This is a genomic window from Acinetobacter yuyunsongii, from assembly GCF_041021915.1.
GTDB lineage: Bacteria > Pseudomonadota > Gammaproteobacteria > Pseudomonadales > Moraxellaceae > Acinetobacter.
On the sequence record NZ_CP157436.1, the window covers coordinates 55913 to 77940 of the forward strand.

Below are 22028 nucleotides of genomic sequence, written 5' to 3' on the forward strand. Positions count from 1 at the left end.
AACCACCATAATTAGCTTTTTGATTGGATTAGAGTAGGCTTTTTAAACCATTGATGATTTTTAAACCAATACATAAATAAACTTGAAGTACGAAATATATTAAATGTTTGAGCCTGCCAACATTGAAAAGCACACTTTAAAGAAAGCAAGAACATACCTGTGCCGAATAAACTCCAACAGATAAATGCAATGAACCCATAGAAAATAAAAGTTATAATTGCAGCAGTAAAACATGCTATAGAAAGCCATTTAAATAGTTGAGCTTTTTGAAAGTGCTCATTAATTTTCATATTAACAAAACTAGGAGATAATTCTTTTAGTATATTATCCCTTTTTTTATCACCTATTTTAATAATCAGATTATCAATATTCTGTTTAATTTGCTTTTTATCATCAATACTATATATAACTTCATCAAGGGTACATTCTGGATTATCACAAGTTATATGAAGCTGTATTGAGTTTTTAGGAAGATTAGACTTCTTATTTTCAGCAGCAGCATTGAAATTATTTTTTTCGAAATTGATACAACATTTAAAACATACTGGACAGATTGGATTCCTGATTTGTTTGAACTGCTTTTTATTCACTTCCAAACTTTGCTTCAATTGTTTGTAGCCAAGATTGGCCAATAGTCCTTTGAGTGGGACTGTAACGTAGAGGAACTTCACCCCCTTAAATATCTTTCCGAACATACCCTCACCTTAAGAAAAATTTCTTCATGTAGATTTTTAAAATATTGTATTATGTATTTTTAAAAATATAAACTATAATTTTTTTAAAATTGGATTTCTACGGTACAACTACATGGCTATATTTCTACTATTAATAGTTGTTTTTATTCAAATTGTTTTATTAGCCACACCTTTTTATGTTGCTCAAAAATTTCCTAATTTTCCTCGTTCATGGTTGAGACGGCCATTTTTTATAGTCACTCTGGTATCACTACAAGTACTCTATTTTCAAATCCTTGAGGTTGCAGGCTTCTTCACATACCTAAATGAATTACTACTTGCGAACTATTTATAAATTGGTGTTACAAATGAATAGAATCAAACTTTATCGCTTCTTAAGATATTTCGCCTTGACTGCGTTGATCAGTCTAATCATTTTAGTTTTTTGGATCTCTGTTCTTAAGAGAGCTTATTACATACCTGTCAATGCAATGTACTACCAGTGTGATCAACCTTACATATCAGCTTACCAAACAACAGACGGCAATGTACTAACCACGTTGAATAAAAAAGATTACTGTATTGATCTGGCGATACCTTTTGCAAACAATCTGCACAAGCGTCAACAATCAACTGATTTCACGTTTCTATTACTGGATTTCGATAAGTTGCAAAAAGTAAGATCAGGCACATCACATACTTTTTTTAAAAATCCTGATCAAAAAAAGTATGATCTTATTCAGAAAAATGCAGGGGTTTTCTATTTGAACTTCTTGGATAATATTGACTTCAGCAAATCAAATCCATCGGATCAAGTGCTGTATGTTCAGCCAAAACTTAGCCTCTATGATCCCAACTTGAGTACTGTTTTGTTTAAGAAATAATGTAGAATCTATTTTTTATAAAGCTACTTAAAAAAGTAGCTTTTCTTTTATAGTAGATGAGTTATGTCAGAGAAAAAAAGGATTTCCATAAGCAAGCCCGTTTCACAATACATCTCAAGTTTGTCTCGCAGCACGGCCAACACTGATGCAGAAGAAAGCAATGTTTCTTGGTCTAAACACATTAATCGAATGCTAATCGACTACATATCACTACTGGAAGAACATACCGCATCAGTTTTAAAAAAAATAGATCCAGAAGTAGTTCAAGCTCTCAAAATAATTACCAAATCTCACTCTGAATCACTATTCCTATATAAATATGGACAAGACATCCATAAATTTATATTTAGTATCTATTTTGATGAGTTTGGTCTTAATGATATGGATGCAACAATTAAACACGTTTTGATTGAAGATTTCACCAAGCTCAGTTTAACAAAAATAGAGTCATTAGCTTTAATTTCTTATCTGCAACGTGAACAATGTACACAATAATAAAATTGTAAAATGAATACTTAATTTTTTTGATGCTACAATAAAAAGACACCCAAAAGATTTAATAGCTTAGACATCTAGAATGCTAAGATAAGGAGAATAACGGTGAGATTAGACATTTCAGAAGCAGATGCTAAGGATCTGTTTGTTGACTATTTGCGTAGCGAGGGACTGGATGTTTCATTCGACAAGCTTGTAACGGATGGAAGTCGAAAGTGGGTAACTTGCCTTGAACGAACTGGCAAAAACAGAAATTCAAAATCGGCATGGTATAGATTAAATTTTAACTATGATGTGCCGAGTGTTTTGTATAGTAATTACGATAAAGGCATTGTAAAAAAAGTCTGGCATCTAGACCCTAAACAACTCAAAAAAAAGCAACTTTCCCCTCAAGAACAGAGGCAAGAAGAAAAACGCAGAAAACTAAATACCATTAAAAAGAGACGTAGAGATCGCCACCTAAATACAAGACAGCGCATTGCTGCAACTTGGTCACGTATTGAGTTTGCAAGAGCAATCCCGATTAAGTCAATAAACGAAATACCGTATTTAAAAGCAAAGTTAATCACAGATGATAATCTCAATCTTTTTAATTGCAGAAAGATAGTTCATCAGCCATTATTTGCAAAATCTTTTCACATGCTTGTTGCTAGAACCATTCAAAAAGCCAAAGCAAAAGGAAAAATAATTGATTATGAAAAACCTAAATATTTCACTCATGGGTGGTTTCAAAATTATCATCTCAGGAATACATTAATTACGCCTTACTACAATAAAGATTTAAAAATTGTAAATGTGCAAACCATTTCTTCTTTTCCAGATCGAGACAATAAAGGTGCACATAAGTTTTTTAAGGCTAACCTTTCATCTGGCCAGAAAGAAGCTACATTTTGCCCGATCAATCGCCTACCCTCACTAGACGATCAACATTTTGCAATATCAGAGGGATATTCAACAGGTAAAAGCTTCTCACGGATCAGTAAAGATAAACCATGTATTCTCTCAGCCTTTGATAAGAATAATCTCTTATCGGTCGCAGTTGCCATTAAAGAGCGTTTTCCAAATGCGAGTATTTATCAAGTTGCAGATAATGATTTAAAAGAACAATTAAGCAAAGGTCAAAATGGAGGGGTAACAAAAGCTCTAGAAGCTGCAAATGCGGTTAATGGCAATGTTTTAATTCCACCAGTAAAAAAAGATGAAGCGAATGAAATATCAGACTGGAATGATTTGGAAATTAAATATGGTACTCAGCATTGTTTTGACATTCTGAATAACCTTTTACACGAAATATCAGCTTATAAAAAAATCGAAATGACAGAATCAACATCAGATAAACCCAATCTATTAGCTCATCAAATTCATAGCAGAGTACCTGAAATTTCATTGAAGAAAACAACAAATGCCCTTGATCCCTCAGTTTTTACAACATGGTTGATTAATAAATTGGATGAAAAAAAGCACCAACTTGCTTCATCAAATACAACAGATAATTCATTTGAAATTGCAGGTGATCTAGTACGTGCAATGGCTTCAGAGCAAGGTAAAAGCATTATCCCCATGATGCAATATATTTGCACCAAAAACGACTGGCACGACCTAAATAAAGCAATATCAAACCTAAATGATAAATTAGATTTTAAAGCCAATACCGAAAGGGATACCCTTAATAAAGTAAACTTAACACTTCAGACCATGTTTTATGCGGTGAGTGCGGTAGATCAGGATCTAATGAGCAATCAAGCTGAAACCAAGAATAAGGCCGAATTACAATTACAAAATACAATCGAATATATTTCATTTTTACAATTAGAAAGGAAAGAAAAATTGGAACTCTATAACAACTTAAAATTTGCAATTGATGATGCTGTTGCAATAAAAGAACCAGAATGGGCAAAAAAATTAATAAAAATATGCGTCAACTCCATAGATGCTTTTGAAAAAAAGCAAAATATAAAATTAATTGAAAAAGAAAATAAAGAAGAAATTGCAAACTCTCTATAAGAAAATATGGCGCAATTAATGCGCCATATTTAATAAATATCAAGTACCCTTAATTAGGATCTTTCACATCCACTAAGTATAATCTTTTTGAAGCATTCTGACTTCAAAAAATGCCAAAAAGAGACCTATAGTGTCGCCTCACTATGTATAAAGCACAAAAAACGAAAATTACCTTATAGGTGCATTGTGCATATAATCAATAAAAGTTCAAATTATATTTAATATGTACTTTGTACATATTAAATATAATATATTGACTTAATGCTAAGATATAATTATAGTGCGTATATCAGATCAGAAATGACTGATGAACATTGTTTTTAAATTTTTTCAGATTCCAAGAGAACTGAGAGGCACTTATGCGAACTGTACAAATTAGTTTTGTTGGCGACAATGCCAATACGAAATCTGATTTTTTTAATTTTTCCGATAACACATTCACGGTGTTAGAAAAAATATTTGAAAAATTCCTCCCTCTAGTCAATCCGCACAATAACTTCAGCCAAAAGACAAAAAACACTGATGCACCTATAATCGGGATCAGTGATGCATTTTTAATTAAGGCTGCTCTTTCAAAATTGTTGTACATAGATCGAATGCAATTCCAGATTGAAGACAAACTTCAACTGACTGAGCTTTTAATGAAAGTTGATCATATCTTCCACAGATCAATAAATAGCTATTACACGCCAAACATTTTTACAGGCGCATTTACTCTAACAATAGATAAAAGGAAATAAGCTAATGTTAGATAAAAAAGATAAAGCCAAACGCAATTCTAATGACGTGAAATTGCACAGAAATAAACGAAAAGAACGCATAGAAAGCGGTAATCCAGAACTATGGAATATCAAAGATTGTGCTGCAATCCTTTCGACCGACTACTTACGGGCAAAGTATGGATTTATGGCTTGGCAAAAGATTGGTCAGCTTATGAATTATCCACTCCATACAGAACTTAAAAAATAGGAATATCCATGAAAATATTTAGCTTTTCAACTTTAGTTGTGTGTCTCTTAACTACAAATACTTATGCAGATTTTTCTGGAAAGGTATATAGCGTAACTGATGGCGATACGATCACTGTGATTTCAAACAATCAAAAACAGATTGTACGTTTAGAAAATATTGATGCGCCAGAAACTTCTCACCCTAATAGTAGTGTACCGACTCAACCTTATGGCCAAGCTTCACGACAGTTTTTAAACAGTCTGGTTTATGGGAAAGTTGTCTATGTAAAATCAAATAAAATGGATCTGTATAAGCGAAACATTGGCACGGTGTACATAGGTAATCTCAACGTCAATTTAAACCTTGTAGAAAACGGTTTTGCTTGGTATTCAAGAGAATATGGCAATGACCAATCCTATGTTGATGCGGAAAATAGGGCAAAATATCGTAAACTTGGCTTATGGAACGATAAGAATCCTATTTATCCTGCTACATGGCGAAAATACTACCGCTAATCTTTAGTGCATTTCCTGAGAATATTATTATGGAAAAAGGCGAAAAAAAATTATATGTCCACGCAGGCATTCGCATTACCAAATCCAAGAATAAGGTTTTAGTGATATTTACGCTCGATGATAAGGGTAATATCGATAAAGAACTTCATTTTGAAGCCGATGCAGGTGACAAGAATCTTCTTGGTCTAATCTTCGAGGGATACTTTGAAGATGATACAGCCAGACTGAACAGATCCATTACACTACAAAAGGGCAAGTTTGAGGACAAGTCCCTCTTAACTCAATGGATCGCCGAACAGAATACAGCTCTATCTGATGCTAAAAAGACATCCTTAAAACCAGAAGTTATTAAAGACCTGAGTATTCGTTTAGAACCAGAACGAAAGGCATACCAGAATGCTCTTAAACGTGGAGATCTAGAGACAGCTAAATCCATCAAAGATCTTCTAGAATTGATCCTAACCAAGCCGTTGAATTAAAGTATTTAGAGTACCCTTTATGTGTAATGAACATAACTCATTTGATCTTAAAGCTGCTTGTAAAGAGTGCCCTTTCAGAAAAGGCAATGGCTATTTAAGACCTGAACGTATATTGCAGATCATCAATTATATGAAATTTGATGATCAACTTTTCCCATGTCATAAAACTGTTAGTAAAGATGCCAGAGAGCCATACGATGAAGCAATGGAGCAGATCGATGATGAATTAGACTGGATCATCGATGAGGATATAGATCCTATTGAACTGGAGAACATGCGTAAACAGCTTGAGATTAAATACAACATCCCTGAGCTATTAGAAAATGTAAAATTCGCCTTAATGAATAGCGAAAAGATATGTGCAGGATGGATGATTTTAGCGAAAAAGGAAAAAATAATTCTTAATAATTTTCGTATTAGACTTGCCCTAATGAGTGGACAACTTACCCTCGATCAATTCAAAAATGAAGAACTAATTTATGAAAATGAGGCAGAGGCATTATACGCTCACTCGCAAATATAAAACCAGTAATAATCTAAAAAATGGCTATACGGAATAGCCAAAAGATTCATGCTATAAACCATGAATCTTTCTTTTTTCAAGGCAAATTATTCTTAATTAATATCTGAAAAATCACAATCAATTATAATTTTCTTTAATAAACCTAAATCACCTTTCTCATGTATAAAACAACAAAGACCACTGAAAAAATTATATTCCTCAATTTGAGTTCTAAAAGACAGTCCAAAAAAAGGAAAGTCAAACTTCCATGTTGGTTCATTTTCATAATATGCTATTTTCATAGCCTCTAAGCTTTGTGCAGTTGTTTTGAACATAAAGTATTGGTTTGGTTGCAAACCTGAAACCATATAACTATAAGGGGCAATACAATACTCAAACCATTTATCTTCTTTATAATTAATTGCGTAATTCATTAGTTTATGGATAAACCAACGTTGATCATCATTTAAACCAGAAAGGGTATCTTTCAATAATATGAGACCATTTCGCATATCAACAATTGATACATTATAAGGTTGAGTGAATCCATTAGATTTCATGTAATTACTAATATCTATATTAGGATCTTTAGATGGCAATACTTTTGGTTGGAAAAAACTTTGAGTATTATTGGTAAAATAGTATCTAAACTGATTTTCACAAAAATTATAAATAACATCGAATTTTTCAGGTGGCAACAGGCCAATGTCTTTTGCAATATCCCCTAAATTCTTTACTGATATTGAATAACCTTGTCTTTGAAAATTAATTTTTGGATCATTGGATATTATTAAAAAAGTTATATCCTTATAAGTTTTATCCAATTCATGCTTTTCTAGCATTTCGAGCGTATCCACCATCTTGGATCTACTTCCATCTGCTGTAACCTGAACAGCCTTACCCATAATAGAATCACCAAGATCTATTGCAGGATGGTTATGCTTGACTATATTTAGATTCATTAAACCCAAACCATAAAGGTGATTCAGCAAAGTTGGTAAAATGGTCTCCATTACATGATTATCATCGAACAATCCTTGCTGACATTTAAATGTTATTGATGTGCTCAAATTTGCAAATGCAGTACTCAGATGATGACTTTGCTCTGTTCTAGTTAACATGGCATCCCCAAATCAGTTTTAATCTAAATAATTGTAAATATATCAAATTCCCTTTTGTTTAGGCCAAAAAAAGACTGGATCAACCAGTCTTTTTTGCTTTAATCATCATTCATCTTTAAGGTTTTTACTGATTTGAGAAAAGATAATTTCATAATACTTTTCTAAACTTTGTAAAATTTCAACGTCCTGATCTTTAATTTCCTTTTGCATCTGCTGCACTGAAACATCACGACAATTGATAAAGTCTTCCACATATTGATAGCGTTGAATCGCATCTTCCTCACACAGCTCAAGCATAGATTCGTCAACATATCTCGTTAGTGACTTTTGCGTATCTAATGCTGCCTGATCAAGCTGCTGTAGATCCTCTATACTTGGAATGGAGAAATGGGAAATAAAAATATCTGAAGACTTCAAATGCGCCTGCACACGTTGAGCAAACTCATTTGAATACAGCTGCTCCGCATCGATGAAGTTATTACCTTTAACGAACTCCTGAACTTCAGTGACCGTTTGAACTTCGTTTTGGTTTAATTTCAAATAATGATCTATATTTTTCAAAATTTCTTCAGGCCGTAAATCTGCTTGCTGTTGAGTCTGGATCTTGTTGGTCTCATCCAATACAAAAGCAAGTTGTTCATTCTCCACTTTAACTTCAGCGAATAAGTTATCAATTTCATTATCTAGCTCATCATTGAATGAACTATCAGCTACGTCCACCTCATAGAATGGAGACGCAAAATCATTCACGCTACTTGCTTCAAGCATCAGCTGAATTGTTCTGAGTGCAGCATAGAATGACGAACCAACATTACTTTGGTTTTGGTTGAATATTGCCCCGATATTTTCTAAGTCAGATTGAATACCCCGATTCTCAGCTCCTATTGCCTCAATTTTGCCATAGTTCGGACAACTTTGAGCCAAAGTACCAGTTTCAATGAAACTGGCTAATTTCGCAATCTGGTCTTCATATTCGATATGGTCAAAATATGAAAGTTCCTTTTCTATTGATACGAAATCATTTAAGCGGATCTTATTTAATTTTGGTGGTGTTACATACATGGTCTGCATTTGGATCGCAGACAATACGCCACTTTTACCACCATCAATTTTTTTCGCAATAATCATTGTGAATTGCCCCTCTTGCTGAGTGGCCAATGATTTATAAGAAACTGTTGGACGTTTCTCAATTCCTACATTTGTGGACTGTCGGTAATTCGTACCGAATAATTCACTTGTCTCAACATTGTAGCCCTGAATCGTGGCCTGATTGGTATCACTGACAATCCCTTTAACACGGGTATAAGTTTGGCCTTGTTCACCAGAGTTAATACGACCGATAGTTTTTGTATTGGTATTGGCAATAATTGCCTCACCCTCTTTTTCATCTGCACGTAAAATGTCCGAAACGTCTTGTGCGGAAAAGGTCATACTGAAAGATAGGCCACGAGCTTGAGCAGGAATTACCGAAAGACCTGCCACAATTTGGTAGCCGACTTCATCCAGAACAACTTTATAGCAAGTCTTGGAGGCTGTGACTTTCGATTCAATAACATTTCGTACCACACCATCAATCTTGTTACCCAATGCCCCTGCCATCATTTGCTTCAATGATCCGACACAGAGTTTTCCAAGCATTTTGATCGTATCTGGAGCATTTTGTAGAGCAGGTAAAACAATCAGTAAACAACGTCTGTTCAATACCACATCGAACATATCAATTTCTGAGGCTTTATCACCATAGATATGACCAAAGTTAAATGACAGATCACTGATTGCACGGGTAAAACTCATAATTACATAGCCGTGCTGTTCATTGGTTTTTGCATCCTGTTTGTACATTCTGCTTTCATCAAAACCTGCCAAAGAGCCAAGATAGGCACGTAATGGACTTACAGCTGTGATGTATTTTTCACCAAAAATTTTATAATATTTTTCAAAATCCTCTCCGTAGGCCACACGGATAATTAAGTTGAGTTCCTGATATTCAACGTAAGTTTTTGGCTGAAGTAGTAATAGGCCACGATCTCGAAGAAATGTCAGAATATTGGTTAATGCGGTCAGGTACATAATTGTACGGCCTTTCCACATATCACCACCTGAACCACCAGAGTCATCCAGTAGGTACACCAACTGTTCACTTAGCATGGCTGCACTGGTGTATGACATCAGGTTAAATGTGTTACTGAGCTTATCTTCTTGCTTCTCAAGCAAGTCTCGCCCTGCGGTAATAAAGTTAGTCACCAACATATCGTCTTGACGCATAAAACGAGCAGTCAAATACATTAATTCAGCGACTAGATCCGTTGTACCCTTTGCATCAGAAATGATAAATCCACTATTTTGCAGCAATGGATTGGTCAGGATCATTTTAATCGTTTCAGTCTTACCTGCACCCGTTGTACCAATGAGCAGGTCATGGGTTCTTTCATCACTGTCTGTTTTCCAAACCTGTTGTCCTGTGATGCGGTCAACACCATAGTAATATGTACCATCTCCCCATGCTTTCTCAGGATTTTTCCACAAGGAAACCTTTCTGGCCAGAGCATCAAAAGATCCGTCAGGGATCTTGGCATGTTTAGGCACTCGATAGGGCATATTATGAAAACGTTTTTTGGGTACTAAGTACAAACGGATCATTAATAAGGCGATTGGCGTTAAAAGAATTAAGAAAAAGGGAAAGAAAATTGTTAATACGGCAAGCGAAGAAATAACTATGGCAAATAACTGAGACCCATCAGATTTCAGCAATGCTTGGTGCATTTTCTGAAATATATCACGGGTATCTACACGTAAATCTTTCGGTTCAAATTGATTTGTAGTTCCATCGTGTCTAGGCGCAACCATCTTTCAACTTTTCCTTTTTCTTATAAAAAAAGAGAACTTCCTAAATTAAATGGAAGTTCTCTGTGAGTACCAACTTAAGCCACACTACGACTATTGATATAGTTATAGGTATTTACAATATCATCAGCCAATTCGTTATAAACCGATTCAACTGCTGCTTGCTGCTGATCAATGCTCATTGAACTACTGGCGAGTTCTAAAGCACGTTCTTCCTTTTTGACCTGAATAATTGATTTAACACCTCTAGGGTGAATCATGGCCAACATATTGATGACTGTATCCAAGTCATAACGTTTACGAAGTATGCTGCGTACAGCTTGGTCATCTGGATCTGTGGTTAATAACCACAGGCGTTTTGAACCAACCATTGAAGTGAGGAACTGAACAAATTCATTCCCCTGCTTATTGATCACTTTGGATAAATAAGTCATACCTGTTGGACGTAGGCCTACTGCCGTTGTCAAACGACTGACTTGAGCAGGCGTAAGGGATAAGGCCTGAACAATTTCTTTTCGTTCTTCAGGTGAACCCGATGAACAAACAACAAATCTACGAGCAGCTTTCACCAGTAATCCAAAGTCACTGATGTATTGTGAGCTTAAATAATAGGCAATACCCCATTTACGGGCTTCACGGCTATCTCGTTCTAATTCAGCAAGCATGGTCTGGTCTGACTTAATGTTGTGCATTTCATCAAATACCATATATTTACGGTCAACTTTCAACTCGGCAACCAGTCTTGAATAGTATTCGAGATAGGTATCAGGGATCTCACCACGTTGTAAGTCTTCTTCTGAATAGGCAATACGTTTTTTATAGAACATGCGAATGATCTGGAAGAATAACGAGTTATTCTTTGGATTGTTTTTCACAATCACATCTTGTAGATCCACTGAAGCAATACGGGCATCAGAAATATCGAATTCGGTATAGTTATTGAAGTTTGGATAATCAATTGCCACTTGAGACATGGCACGGGCAATCGCATCCAAGATGTAATCACCATTGCTTAATTTATAATTGCCATAAATACGTTTAACTGTATCAAACTTAGTCACTGCAATACAGTCAGCGAGAATAGGCATAGCATAGCGGTGAGCCAAGTTTCTAGCACGATATAGCTTGTTTTTGCGCTGTTGACTAGCCGTATCACGCTCTAAAATCGATTCTGCACGTTGATGACACAGTAAAGCCAGATCATGCAATCTTAATTGCTTACTCACATCAATGTTGATCCGAAGTTCTCTCAATAGAAAATCAAGTTCAGTACTCTGGCCAATTTGATATAGCTTAGGTTGAGCTTGGTCATTATCTGTGGCAAAGAAATCAAATGTTTCTTTCAGGATCAATGAAATTACGTTTGATACTTCCGCTTCTGGTCTATCGAGTTCCGATGGGGTAACAAGTGTCACCAGAAAGGATTTCATTTCTGCGAATTCATTTGACAATGGATGTTGTAAACCAACAGCCGTTTCTAGCGGATTAATAGCATCCCGTTTAGTACGTGAGATCCTGCGATACACACACAGATTTTTTCGAGAAGTATCCAAAGCATTTTGAATACCAAAGACTAGGCCTGATGAGGTCATCCCAACGTCTGTGATAAAAATATAAGGGATACGGTCTAGGCCTGCTGCAAGAACAGATTCAAACAACTCATTGTTCATCTGCATCGACTTACCCGAACCCATTGAACCAATGATAATCGTATAGTTATAGGCAAGTTCATCGGAGAAGTGCTCTAACTTCACCATCTTTCCACAAGGTGTTCTTTGAACCATTGTGCCTTTTTTGAACGGTGATGCAGGACGATCCAATGGAAGTAGGTGTAATGCGTCTGGTAAGGGAGCAGCTGCTAGAGGTGCGTGATGATTAAAGCCTAAAGGGAAATGAGTAAGATACGCCTGAACCACGTCTCCAGTACGCTCAAGTGGAGCTGCATGACCCCAGTTTTGTAATGCACGCCAGAGCTTAGATTTGCGAATTTGTAATCGTTCTAACCCTTTTTCAGTCTTTTCATCCCAAGTCATCGCAGAGACCTGTAAACCGACCACTGTACCGCCAAAGTCCGCATAACGCTGTAGGGCATCACCTGCTGACTTTAATTGGGCATTGTCTGCACCTTGCCATGCAACAACTGAAGCCAAAGCACGTTTAAGGCCAATACTGGCCATACCATCTCCAGAAAGCATGAAAGAAACAGCATACGGAATTGCCCGTACTGATCCATCACTTAATTCAGTCGTCTGCTGATTCATACGGTCAAAGAAATCAGCAAAAGTTGGCATAATTGATGACATGCCCGAAAAACTTGGAGATGGAGGTACGCTCAATGGAATAGGTGCATAGACCAGATCACCGACCTCTACAGATCCTTTTGGCGCAGTGATGTCACCTGCCTTATCTTTACTATCCAGTGGGGTAATGGTCTGGATCATCAGCTGATCTGAAATCTTTGGATAAAGCACTTCAGAATAGTCATTAGGACTCGGACGAGATTTCCAACGCAAAGGGATAGGCATTCCAGAATTAGGAATGAATGGCTTATAGTTCGGATCAAAATAACGAGGGTTCATCATGCGACCAATCGATGTGATAGCACCACTAACATCCAGTTTTTCTACCACACCTTTAAAGTCAGAATGTTCAAGCTCGTTGATAATACCCTGAACAAAAGTATCATGGATCGCTTTTAGTGCAGGCAACCCGTGCAACAGATTTTGTGCATCTTTCATTGTGCCGATTTCATAACGTTTCGCTAAGTCAGCAATGCGTTTATGGTCGTTTTTAATTTCAGCTGCATCTAGTAATCGAGGATGAGTGATAACGGCAATATAGCTTTGTTCATCATATAGATAAGGTTCGTAAATGGCTTTGTTTTCATCAATAAATGAGTTCAAGTTCAAACCAAGAGTACTTGCCGTTTTCTTTTGGATCTCGATAATACGATCAATACCTGCATTACCATCCAGATCTCGCCTAAATACCCACATCAATTTATGGCCAACGGTTTTGAATGGGTTTCTCAGGTAGCTATTCAATCGATCAATCTGGCCGAGAAAGATTTCGTTATAATCAATCGTGGATCTAATACCGTCATAACGCAGCAAGGTAACTAAAGCACCATTTTGAAGAACCAAATTGTAGTGACCGTCCACCGTTTCAATTTCACAGTAATCTTCTGCCGATGCCTTAAACATCTTAGCGAGCCAGACCAGTACCAGTTCAACTGCTGAAATCGTGGCACTCGGCTTATAAGGTTTAGCAACAGGCGGTTTAGCTTTTGCTTTATTAGTTTTAACAGTACTTCTAGTATCTGTTTTTTGTTTAGCATTTACCATAATTTAACCTTTTTAAGAGATTGATAACGGTTGAGAAGTAAAAGTACGATTATCAAAGCAAGAAAATATCTTGTTTAAAATAGTCTGGTGGTTCACATCCGAATTAGTTTGGAATAGTTGATTAATATCATTAAGTGCATCCTTTTGATATAAAGCAAAATACAACAATAAGAACGACATAATATTGTTAGATTTCTGTTTAAAGTCGAGCACCTTATAATCTTGTTTAGTATCGATATACTTCTTTAGATAAAATGTTGAAGCTAATAAATCTTGATCCAGTAATTTAAAAAACTGCGATTTAAAAGAATTTTCCTGATAACCTACATGAAAAAAAAGATCACCAGAATCATCAGCCAATTCTGAGGCATGGACGGCAATTTCTATATCTTCAATATTATCTAGACGCTTTGCAAAATCCCCTCTTACCTTTTGATTAAAAAGGAAAGAAAAAATACCTAAATCCACACCAAGTAAATCATTGGCAATAAGGTTCAATCTCTGCATGTGATCTCTGTCAAAAATAGAGAGAGAGTTACGTGTGTGATTCACCATATTGAATTTGAAAGTCCAACAATCAAATTGGTGAATTAATTCATAAGTCAGCTCAAGCTTGTTGAACATACAAATTTCTTGGTCAGAACAAATGATAGGTAAATTTGTATTCATGCCAAGTAAAGCAAGACGTTTAATTGCTCTGGAGCTAAGAGGTTGATCAGTTAATTTTATGACCTTTAACATGGCAGGCTTAACATCATAGATTTGACTTTTCTGTTCTTCTGTCAACGTCTCAAACGGCACAAGTAAAGGCAAATCAGTGTTTACTAAGGAGTCAATAATATAGTTTGAAAATGTCGAGAGGAATAATGGCTCATATTGATTCGATAATTTCAGTCTCGACTCATAAAAACTGCCAAAGTTCTGATATATATTATTAAGCTCTGGATTAACTGATATATTTAATTGATTTAAACCATTTAAAAAATCAAACTGTGTAGAATGATTTAAGTTTCTAACTGATTTATATAAATAAGGTTGTAAATATTCATCGAACATAAGACCTCACTTACTCAAATTTGCAAGCAATTTTTGCTCATAAATTTGAGTCCATTTATTAGAATTAAACTCATCTAATGATAAATAATACTGAATTTGATCCTGATTAAAAATATTCTCATTAAATAGTAAAACGAAAGGAAAAAGTGAACCTTGCTTAATCTGACCACCCTTACCTTTTATCACCTTGATCGCATTAATAAGACGTTCCAAACCATCATTTGAAGCTAGCGACTGGCGAATGTAAGCAGCATTAATACGATCATCAATCAGGGCTTCTTTAACATCTTTTTCAGCTTCAGGATATTCAGTAAAAATGCTATTACGCACTTGTTCCAGATCAATATTGGGACGTGAAAACTGCATGGCTAAATTATCAATAAGAGAGGCAAAGACACCACCTGACTTAAAATAAACATTGATAGCTTTATCAGGATGGTGAGCTAACACAATCATAAATCTGACAATGTGATTTACCTGAACCTGATCGAGATCGTGGCAAATACCTAAAGAAGCGGCCTTATCGGAGAGACACCACGACAGATGATGTACACGATGGCATAGGGTACAGGCAGGTACTAAATTGGATTCATTGTTATTACTGTGATTTCCGTCAAGATGGTGAATTTCTAGAAACTTTAAATCCTGAAAATCACAGAAATAGCAACGATGATCATGCTTAGCAAAAAAGGGAACAGAAATATTTGAATCAACTACGTGCAGGTATTTTTCTGCATCAGAGATAGTGTCCATTTGCAAATAATTCATTTTTCATTTCCTTTTTGAGGTAATGGGATAATAGGAAGCCTATTATCCCATTTGCGTCAATTAGACGTTTCCTGCTGCTGAGTTCGCACCAGAGAAGAAGAAGTAGCCTGAACCTGCCAAGACCACACCTACAGCCAATTTACCAATTGCTTTTGGAGCAGTCGCATCACTACCAGGTTTTCCGATTTTGGTAAAATCCAGAATTGCCAAGACAAACAGAACGAATCCTACAAAGATCATTGCTAACTGGCCAAATGCCATTGCATCATTTAGACCACCTGTAGCACGATCTTTAATGTCACCTACAGATTCACCTGCCGCAGCTGCACCACGTTTAGAACCACCCTCTAAAGCAGTTGTATCTGCAAAAGAAGATGCTGCCATGCTACACATTGTTAAAAACACACCTGCTTTTAAATAAGCGTTGCTAGTTGTTTGCTGTAAGCTATTGATATTTAAAGACATTTTTCGCCTCACTTTTCCTTTTTAGATTTTTCTTTGAAAAATCAATGATTTAGATTTATTATCTAAGTGGATCGACCAACTTAGACAGTTATTAAAAAGTTGTTAGGTAAGCCCGATGATTTTGAAAAAATCAAGCCCAAAAATTGTTGCTGCTAAAGCATGAACTTCTTCTATTTTGTATGCGAGCATTCCTCCTATGAGATAGACAAAGCCTTGAGCATTACTTGATTTACCAATGCCATCACTATTGTCTCTCCAGATAAATAGACCTTTCATTAGTGCCAGTAGTCCAACTAGCTGACACACACCGATTAGAACCAAAACAGTAAGATTCAGTTCCGCTGTATAAGAATTTCCAACATTTTGTGAATAGTCGTAATAAGTGACCGCAGCAGGTGTCGTATCACTCATAAAACTTCCCATCACATCGACTAATTGGAGATTTAAACCCAATTGCGCCATGATCACTGCAATGATCATCTTTACAAAAACACCCATCGCAGATGGACGGCGAATTTGTGTTAAATATCGACTTGCATTGACTGGATCTACTACACCAACGAAGTCGAAAACTGCTCTTACAAAGATAATGAATCCAAATAAAATACATGCGTAACGAACAACTGTTGTCGTAGCAACGATTAACGTTCCTGAGTTCTGTAATACCTCAACAAATTCCATGCTCCGACTCCTTGATCACTATTTAGTGAACGAAACTTCACCAGATTGTTCGTTTACATCAAGAACTCGGTAGCCTGTTGGTAAGCGATCACCTACAGCATAAGAACTTGTATTTCGGCCATCAGTGAGCCATACACGATTACCCACAGTCGCAATCACTTCTTGATTGGCAGGTATTGCTTTACCTACTGCAACACCTTTTTTAGTTTCACGTAGCGTTACAACGTTCGCACCTTGATTCGCACGGGTATTTTTGATTAACAATTGAAGTTGACCAATGGTGATATGCTGACGTTGAACCACATCACGCATACTGTTTAACTGTGCACGTAATTGAGTGTTTTCAGTTTGAGCCTGAATCAGTTCTTGATTTGTCATAGCAGCCTGTTGTTGCATCTGTCCTTGTGGGCTGTTCGGATTAACAGGTGCAGGAGTATTCGGAACATACACTGGAGGTAAATTGTTCGCTGCATTGAACTGGCTAATTAACTGTTGACCCTCGTAGCTATATGCAGGTACGTCTTGTCCATTGCTAGTCTTGATTGTCACATCACCAGAAACAGGTTGAGTCTGTTTTGGCATAGTTACAGGAACTTCCATCATTTGAGTTTCCTGATACGGCGCAGGCATATTCTGGAAACCTCCTGCTGCTGCCATATTTGGATCAGCCATCGGCGCACCATTCGGCACTGACGGTGCTACTTGAGGAGCTGCTGCTGTCTCTACTGGAACTTCCTGAGCAACCTGCTTATTACCACCTTTCTTACCCATGAATAAGAAAACAACAAGTAATAATCCGACCACCACAGCACCAATAATGATGTATTTCTCTTTATTGGATTTACCAGTTTCAGGCGCATGTGTAGATGATTCATAAGAATAATCATCAATATCGTGGTCTAAATCTTGATTCTGACTCATATCAAAAACTCCAAATGCTTTTATTCTGTAATGTCTTTATTAATGAAGATGTAGAACACAGTGCCTACTGGCGTTCTAAATGTAGTCGGCTTATTGCCGTAGATACTGTCGATCTTAGATCCGAAATCTTCACCAAGTTGACCAACCACGTTACCCATGATGCGCTTGTTACTTGGTTCTTCCTGATTCACTATCACAGCACCATTGGTGTATGTGGTATTACCCAGATAGTCACGGTATGCGTTGCCATAGCCCTTTGCAGCACTACTCGCAATCATGGCCGTTGAGTTCTTGAGAATGTGACGATCTATATAGGTCGCCATACCGAAAGAGCCTTGTAGCGTTTGTGCAGTAGCATCAATAGAAAATTCAGGTTTAACGCCATCAGATAAGACACGACTTAAAGTAAACTGAATGTTGTCTTGAGTTTTTCTGACATTTCCAATTACCTTACGGCCTTTAAGTTTCCCCGTCATAATTTCGGAAAACACTTGATCACCGTCATCGGTATTCACATCATTTAATAATCGTGCAGTAACTCTTGTACCTGCGGGAATGAGGATTTTCTTTCCGTTACCTGTATTAGTACCGTTTGCGGAATTTGCCCCACCATAATTAAGGTTAGATCCGTTACCTTGATTTCCGTTACCTGTAATTTGTCCATTACCTGTATTCGTACCATCTACGGAATTAGGGTTTTCAACTGCATAAGTTGATACGGCGTAACCCGTGCGTTTATTACCGCCGTTTTTCTGATCTTCACCAGAAAGTCGCTTGATCTGCTTTTCAACAAATCCATACAGAGTTGTTTCTGATTTTTCATTCTCAGAAATCTGTCTTTGTGATTCTTGGTCATACCAAGATGCAAATTCATTATTGTTCTGCACGTATTGCTGAGCAGCAGGACTTGCATAATCAGGAGCTAATTGGACATATTGCGGTTGCTGCGAATATTGCGCCTGTTGAACCTGACCTTGTGCAGCCTGACCATTGGCAGGTACTTGCTGCCCTTGCGCCGTGTTACCGCTATATGACAGGTTTTGAGTTGAATTAAATAACGTACCGTTTACCTGCCCTGACGTAACGCCATTCGCTGCGTTATTGGTAGCAGGCAATACTGCCTGACCTTGACCGTTGGATTGACGAATCACCAAGTTACGAGGAGTGAAACTCTCCCCACGTTGTTGCGCTTGCTGAGCCAGAATCGCCTCTTGTTGACGAATATATTGGTACTGTTCTGGCGTAACTTCTTCTGCCTGCCCTACGTTTGTTTCAGGTGCATCGAATTTAGTCTTAGAAGCATCAATCTGGTCTGGTGTTTTTGATCCTGCAAAGAACAGTTTAAAAATACCAATCAGCAAAATAATTGCGATAAACGTACCGATAATGACCATGAAACGAAAAATTCCATTCTCGTTCCAGTTCTTCATAAACTTTTCACCAAACTTCATATTGATGCGCTCATCTGCATCATTAGGGCGAATGGCATTTGGGTTATAAGTATCGTTGATACCATCTGAATTAACGTGCGTATTCTGATTTTGTTCAGTCTGAACTAGATCAACGCCGTTATTTTGTTCAGTTTGTCCTACATCAATATTTTGATCGTTAGGTACTGACTGAGAGTTTTGATTATCTTGAGTCATAGAGCACCTTAGTTATTCAAAAATATAGTTGCAGTGCCATTGTTTCGGCTAACTGTAATTTGATTAATCGGATCAGGATAAATGAAGATTCCCATTCCAGATGTCGAACGTGCTGTTGTTTTATAGCTTGGGTATAAAACTGTATCTCTGGTACGCACGATGTACTGACCGTTGTAGTTCCATGCCTCCAGTGACGGATCTGTAGTCCGTACACGTTCTGCTTCTGGTGGCGGTGTACCATCCAAGAACATTAATGTCTGACTATCAATGTTTGCCATCACTCCACCCGAAAGCGAGTTTAGATTAGCTCTGAGTGCCGAATTTACCGCTGTCGGACTACGGCCTGATAATCGTGCGTCAATACGCATATCAACTTCATTCTGTCCTGTTGAAAGAATAAAAATGACTGGTGTAGATAAACCTTTTAACGTCACCGTTACATTGCCATACGCCGTTGCTGTGAGAGGTTCAATTGAGAGGATGTTTGTACCTTTATAATTACCCGATTCATCCTGTTTAGGCTTATCTGGTGGATTATCTGAAAATAGATCATGGTTAAAAGATACATGATCTATTTCCCACGGATTTCCTGACAAATCACTAAATACAATGCTTGAAAGCATACCTTTAGACAGTCTTACTACAGGTGGCTGCGTAGCAGGACTAATATCTACTGGCAATGAGCGCACGATTGGTCTCGCCGTGTATGAATACGGCGTAGACGCATCACGTTCTTGCTGCAAGAACAGATCTTTCAAGTTCTTTACTTGTTGTGGACTCAACGCCATACCAAGAGCTTCAGCAACAATTTCCTCTTTAGAACGATTCACATTCATTGGAGGTGGGAAAGACGAACCAAACGATTGAGCACTTCCTAAATCGATGGTTGTTGGTGGAGCTTGTCCAACGTAGTCATTACGAGCTTGTTGCTGCTGCGGTTGACCTTGCTGTTGGGGTGGCTGCGTCTGAGTCTGAGCAGGAGCAGCCAAGTTCTGCCCCTGTTGTTGCCCTTGAGCATTTTGTTGATTGGCCACAGGATCAGCTGCGTATGCAGTTGATCCGATCATCAGACCGATACAAATTGCCAGAGTTTTAAACTTAAGTTGTTGCATCATTGCCACCACCTATTTAGTTCTAAGAATAATGCTGCTCACGCCAATACCTTTCGGGTTGAATACATCACGTTGAGTGACTTCAACACGAATCTCAGCGACATACGTTCTAGAGTCAGCAGGTGAGTTTTTGCCGTTAAAATAGTCCATACGAATAGGAACTTGAACGATCCAAAAGCGGTTTCCGAAATTGTCGATACCTTTGTCATTGGTAACTTCTGGTGTTTGTAACGCAGATGTCTGTAAGACGAGATAGTTCTGTTTGATTTGATCAATCAAACCAGACTGTCTTAATGTGGTGATAAAGCTTGAGCGACCTTTATCCGTGAAGTAACGGCGTAATACGTCAGTCGTTGAAATATCCGCATTTTTATAATCGATGGAGTAAGCATTAAGAACAGCTTCTTTAGCAAACTCTGCAATATTGGTATTGGTAAATGCAGGGTTATCGTTTGGATTGATCTTACAGATGACACTGTTGTCAATTGTCTGGAATGCTTCCGCTTTAGGCATTTTAGAAAGCATTACAATTAGCAGAACTAAAGCTACTACCAATGCAGGAATTACAACAAAGCACGCAGCCAACCAGAGCCTTTGCTTAGATACACGTTCAGAAATTTCCTTGATCGTTGCATCACGTTCAGCAAGACGGCTGTCTATGGTTTTTGGAGCTTTAGGACTTGAATGTTTTGGTTGATTTGGATCAGTCATAATCAAAGCCCTATTGGGTAAATGTTTTTGTCAGTGGGTTGTATATGCAGGGAACTGATGAACCATCATCAAAAATGAATCTTACGAAATCAGGATTGATGAAGATAAAAATCACAAGTCCAACAATGACAAGCACTAAAAGCACAATGACTACGAGAAAAACATTCAATAGAACATCAAGAATTGACGAATAGAAAACTAATGTTGCGAAGTCAACATTATTAGGATTATGGGGATTACCCCACGTACTATATCGGTCAAATGTCGGTTGCGACATTTCCGAGTCTTTTTCTTCTAACTCATTCATCTTTATCATCTCGTCATCAAGACTGAGGCTTGTTTATTACTGCACTTCAAGTGACAGTATCTAGTGAGTACATTGTCTTAGTATTTTTAAAAATTAGCAATATCTTTTTTTTAAAGTTAATAGATTTTTTTAAATTATTCAATTGACAAAATTAGCAATTCTATTCACGGCGTAATAATCCGCTAACTGGATTATTACCACTTACGGAATTGGACTGCTCTGGAGAGAGCAACATAATACGCCGTGCGTATAATTTGAGTCGAGGTCATTCAGCCTGCTCATAAAGATACTTCAACGCAGACAAATAGATATATTCATCATAAAAACTACTGTGATAATTCAATGTGGAGACAAATGAATCCTCCCCCTGCTCGTATTGCATGGTTGCGAAGTGCTGCCCTCTGATTGCATACATACCAGTTCTAGGACAGTACATAGTTTCTGTTTGATCTATAGCATCTTTAATAAATGCAGGAGCATTTTCCACAACTGCTTTTGCTTCTTTGGGTGTTAATTCATTCATTTGATTGCTCATTTAAAATTTCATT

At 37.1% G+C, this 22028-nt stretch carries 21 protein-coding genes; 8 read left to right on the top strand and 13 right to left on the bottom strand.

The features are described from left to right. Positions 1 to 11: 11 nt before the first annotated feature. Positions 12 to 695: a hypothetical protein gene (locus tag ABLB98_RS14500; protein WP_240016355.1), complete on the bottom strand. Its 684-nt coding sequence runs from the start codon at positions 693 to 695 to the stop codon at positions 12 to 14. Between the two features lie 347 nt (positions 696 to 1042). On the opposite strand from ABLB98_RS14500, the gene ABLB98_RS14505 reads away from it, so the two are divergent. From ABLB98_RS14505 to ABLB98_RS14540, 8 genes are all read left to right on the top strand, one after another. Further along, positions 1043 to 1558, top strand: coding sequence for a hypothetical protein (locus ABLB98_RS14505; protein ID WP_246891181.1), 516 nt, complete (start codon positions 1043 to 1045; stop codon positions 1556 to 1558). Positions 1559 to 1621: 63 nt separating this feature from the next. Beyond that, on the top strand, positions 1622 to 2053 hold the full coding sequence (locus tag ABLB98_RS14510) for a hypothetical protein (protein WP_246891180.1): 432 nt from the start codon (positions 1622 to 1624) through the stop codon (positions 2051 to 2053). A 105-nt stretch (positions 2054 to 2158) separates the two neighbouring features. Then, complete coding sequence (locus tag ABLB98_RS14515; protein ID WP_348883335.1) at positions 2159 to 4057, top strand: DNA primase; 1899 nt, start codon at positions 2159 to 2161, stop codon at positions 4055 to 4057. 359 nt (positions 4058 to 4416) lie between these two features. Beyond that, positions 4417 to 4797: a hypothetical protein gene (locus ABLB98_RS14520; protein ID WP_045124703.1), complete on the top strand. Its 381-nt coding sequence runs from the start codon at positions 4417 to 4419 to the stop codon at positions 4795 to 4797. 4 nt (positions 4798 to 4801) lie between these two features. Next, complete coding sequence (locus ABLB98_RS14525) at positions 4802 to 5026, top strand: hypothetical protein (RefSeq protein ID WP_044424310.1); 225 nt, start codon at positions 4802 to 4804, stop codon at positions 5024 to 5026. Positions 5027 to 5034: 8 nt separating this feature from the next. Continuing rightward, positions 5035 to 5523, top strand: coding sequence for a thermonuclease family protein (locus ABLB98_RS14530; protein ID WP_045124702.1), 489 nt, complete (start codon positions 5035 to 5037; stop codon positions 5521 to 5523). Between the two features lie 29 nt (positions 5524 to 5552). Further along, positions 5553 to 6002, top strand: coding sequence for a hypothetical protein (locus ABLB98_RS14535; protein WP_151725948.1), 450 nt, complete (start codon positions 5553 to 5555; stop codon positions 6000 to 6002). A gap of 19 nt (positions 6003 to 6021) precedes the next feature. Further along, positions 6022 to 6525 carry a hypothetical protein gene (locus ABLB98_RS14540; RefSeq protein WP_052659787.1) on the top strand — a complete coding sequence of 168 codons (504 nt, stop codon included), beginning with the start codon at positions 6022 to 6024 and terminating at the stop codon, positions 6523 to 6525. Between the two features lie 92 nt (positions 6526 to 6617). On the opposite strand, the gene ABLB98_RS14545 is transcribed toward ABLB98_RS14540, so the two are convergent. The 12 genes from ABLB98_RS14545 to ABLB98_RS14600 all read right to left on the bottom strand — a co-directional run bounded on the left by ABLB98_RS14545 (position 6618) and on the right by ABLB98_RS14600 (position 22003). After that, the gene (locus tag ABLB98_RS14545) at positions 6618 to 7625 is read right to left on the bottom strand and encodes an SMEK domain-containing protein (protein ID WP_045124700.1); all 1008 of its coding nucleotides are present in this window, start codon (positions 7623 to 7625) and stop codon (positions 6618 to 6620) included. Positions 7626 to 7730: 105 nt separating this feature from the next. Next, positions 7731 to 10472, bottom strand: coding sequence for a hypothetical protein (locus ABLB98_RS14550; RefSeq protein ID WP_348883333.1), 2742 nt, complete (start codon positions 10470 to 10472; stop codon positions 7731 to 7733). A gap of 74 nt (positions 10473 to 10546) precedes the next feature. Then, complete coding sequence (locus ABLB98_RS14555; protein WP_348883332.1) at positions 10547 to 13813, bottom strand: ATP-binding protein; 3267 nt, start codon at positions 13811 to 13813, stop codon at positions 10547 to 10549. A gap of 12 nt (positions 13814 to 13825) precedes the next feature. Continuing rightward, positions 13826 to 14869, bottom strand: a complete 1044-nt coding sequence (locus tag ABLB98_RS14560; protein ID WP_348883331.1) for a hypothetical protein — start codon at positions 14867 to 14869, stop codon at positions 13826 to 13828. Positions 14870 to 14875: 6 nt separating this feature from the next. After that, positions 14876 to 15637, bottom strand: coding sequence for an HNH endonuclease signature motif containing protein (locus tag ABLB98_RS14565; protein WP_348883330.1), 762 nt, complete (start codon positions 15635 to 15637; stop codon positions 14876 to 14878). A 60-nt stretch (positions 15638 to 15697) separates the two neighbouring features. Then, the gene (locus ABLB98_RS14570; RefSeq protein ID WP_129264294.1) at positions 15698 to 16102 is read right to left on the bottom strand and encodes a hypothetical protein; all 405 of its coding nucleotides are present in this window, start codon (positions 16100 to 16102) and stop codon (positions 15698 to 15700) included. A gap of 102 nt (positions 16103 to 16204) precedes the next feature. After that, on the bottom strand, positions 16205 to 16783 hold the full coding sequence (locus tag ABLB98_RS14575) for a type VI secretion protein (protein ID WP_129264292.1): 579 nt from the start codon (positions 16781 to 16783) through the stop codon (positions 16205 to 16207). 18 nt (positions 16784 to 16801) lie between these two features. Further along, entirely contained in the window at positions 16802 to 17704 is a 903-nt protein-coding gene (locus ABLB98_RS14580; RefSeq protein WP_240016371.1) for a hypothetical protein, read from the bottom strand. A gap of 20 nt (positions 17705 to 17724) precedes the next feature. Next, positions 17725 to 19350: a DotG/IcmE/VirB10 family protein gene (locus ABLB98_RS14585; RefSeq protein WP_129264288.1), complete on the bottom strand. Its 1626-nt coding sequence runs from the start codon at positions 19348 to 19350 to the stop codon at positions 17725 to 17727. An 8-nt stretch (positions 19351 to 19358) separates the two neighbouring features. Further along, on the bottom strand, positions 19359 to 20465 hold the full coding sequence (locus tag ABLB98_RS14590) for a DotH/IcmK family type IV secretion protein (RefSeq protein ID WP_348883329.1): 1107 nt from the start codon (positions 20463 to 20465) through the stop codon (positions 19359 to 19361). Between the two features lie 9 nt (positions 20466 to 20474). After that, positions 20475 to 21173 carry a DotI/IcmL family type IV secretion protein gene (locus ABLB98_RS14595; RefSeq protein WP_061403623.1) on the bottom strand — a complete coding sequence of 233 codons (699 nt, stop codon included), beginning with the start codon at positions 21171 to 21173 and terminating at the stop codon, positions 20475 to 20477. A 572-nt stretch (positions 21174 to 21745) separates the two neighbouring features. Further along, a complete protein-coding gene (locus tag ABLB98_RS14600) occupies positions 21746 to 22003 on the bottom strand; it encodes a hypothetical protein (RefSeq protein ID WP_129264286.1) in 258 nt (85 codons plus the stop codon). Positions 22004 to 22028: the final 25 nt, after the last annotated feature.

Bases quoted from the DNA above. Each gene is read 5' to 3' on its own strand.
- ABLB98_RS14500 (WP_240016355.1), bottom strand. From the start codon at position 695: ATGTTCGGAAAGATATTTAAGGGGGTGAAGTTCCTCTACGTTACAGTC.
- ABLB98_RS14505 (WP_246891181.1), top strand. From the start codon at position 1,043: ATGAATAGAATCAAACTTTATCGCTTCTTAAGATATTTCGCCTTGACT.
- ABLB98_RS14510 (WP_246891180.1), top strand. From the start codon at position 1,622: ATGTCAGAGAAAAAAAGGATTTCCATAAGCAAGCCCGTTTCACAATAC.
- ABLB98_RS14520 (WP_045124703.1), top strand. From the start codon at position 4,417: ATGCGAACTGTACAAATTAGTTTTGTTGGCGACAATGCCAATACGAAA.
- ABLB98_RS14525 (WP_044424310.1), top strand. From the start codon at position 4,802: ATGTTAGATAAAAAAGATAAAGCCAAACGCAATTCTAATGACGTGAAA.
- ABLB98_RS14530 (WP_045124702.1), top strand. From the start codon at position 5,035: ATGAAAATATTTAGCTTTTCAACTTTAGTTGTGTGTCTCTTAACTACA.
- ABLB98_RS14535 (WP_151725948.1), top strand. From the start codon at position 5,553: ATGGAAAAAGGCGAAAAAAAATTATATGTCCACGCAGGCATTCGCATT.
- ABLB98_RS14540 (WP_052659787.1), top strand. From the start codon at position 6,022: ATGTGTAATGAACATAACTCATTTGATCTTAAAGCTGCTTGTAAAGAG.
- ABLB98_RS14545 (WP_045124700.1), bottom strand. From the start codon at position 7,625: ATGTTAACTAGAACAGAGCAAAGTCATCATCTGAGTACTGCATTTGCA.
- ABLB98_RS14550 (WP_348883333.1), bottom strand. From the start codon at position 10,472: ATGGTTGCGCCTAGACACGATGGAACTACAAATCAATTTGAACCGAAA.
- ABLB98_RS14555 (WP_348883332.1), bottom strand. From the start codon at position 13,813: ATGGTAAATGCTAAACAAAAAACAGATACTAGAAGTACTGTTAAAACT.
- ABLB98_RS14560 (WP_348883331.1), bottom strand. From the start codon at position 14,869: ATGTTCGATGAATATTTACAACCTTATTTATATAAATCAGTTAGAAAC.
- ABLB98_RS14565 (WP_348883330.1), bottom strand. From the start codon at position 15,637: ATGAATTATTTGCAAATGGACACTATCTCTGATGCAGAAAAATACCTG.
- ABLB98_RS14570 (WP_129264294.1), bottom strand. From the start codon at position 16,102: ATGTCTTTAAATATCAATAGCTTACAGCAAACAACTAGCAACGCTTAT.
- ABLB98_RS14575 (WP_129264292.1), bottom strand. From the start codon at position 16,783: ATGGAATTTGTTGAGGTATTACAGAACTCAGGAACGTTAATCGTTGCT.
- ABLB98_RS14580 (WP_240016371.1), bottom strand. From the start codon at position 17,704: ATGAGTCAGAATCAAGATTTAGACCACGATATTGATGATTATTCTTAT.
- ABLB98_RS14585 (WP_129264288.1), bottom strand. From the start codon at position 19,350: ATGACTCAAGATAATCAAAACTCTCAGTCAGTACCTAACGATCAAAAT.
- ABLB98_RS14590 (WP_348883329.1), bottom strand. From the start codon at position 20,465: ATGATGCAACAACTTAAGTTTAAAACTCTGGCAATTTGTATCGGTCTG.
- ABLB98_RS14595 (WP_061403623.1), bottom strand. From the start codon at position 21,173: ATGACTGATCCAAATCAACCAAAACATTCAAGTCCTAAAGCTCCAAAA.
- ABLB98_RS14600 (WP_129264286.1), bottom strand. From the start codon at position 22,003: ATGAATGAATTAACACCCAAAGAAGCAAAAGCAGTTGTGGAAAATGCT.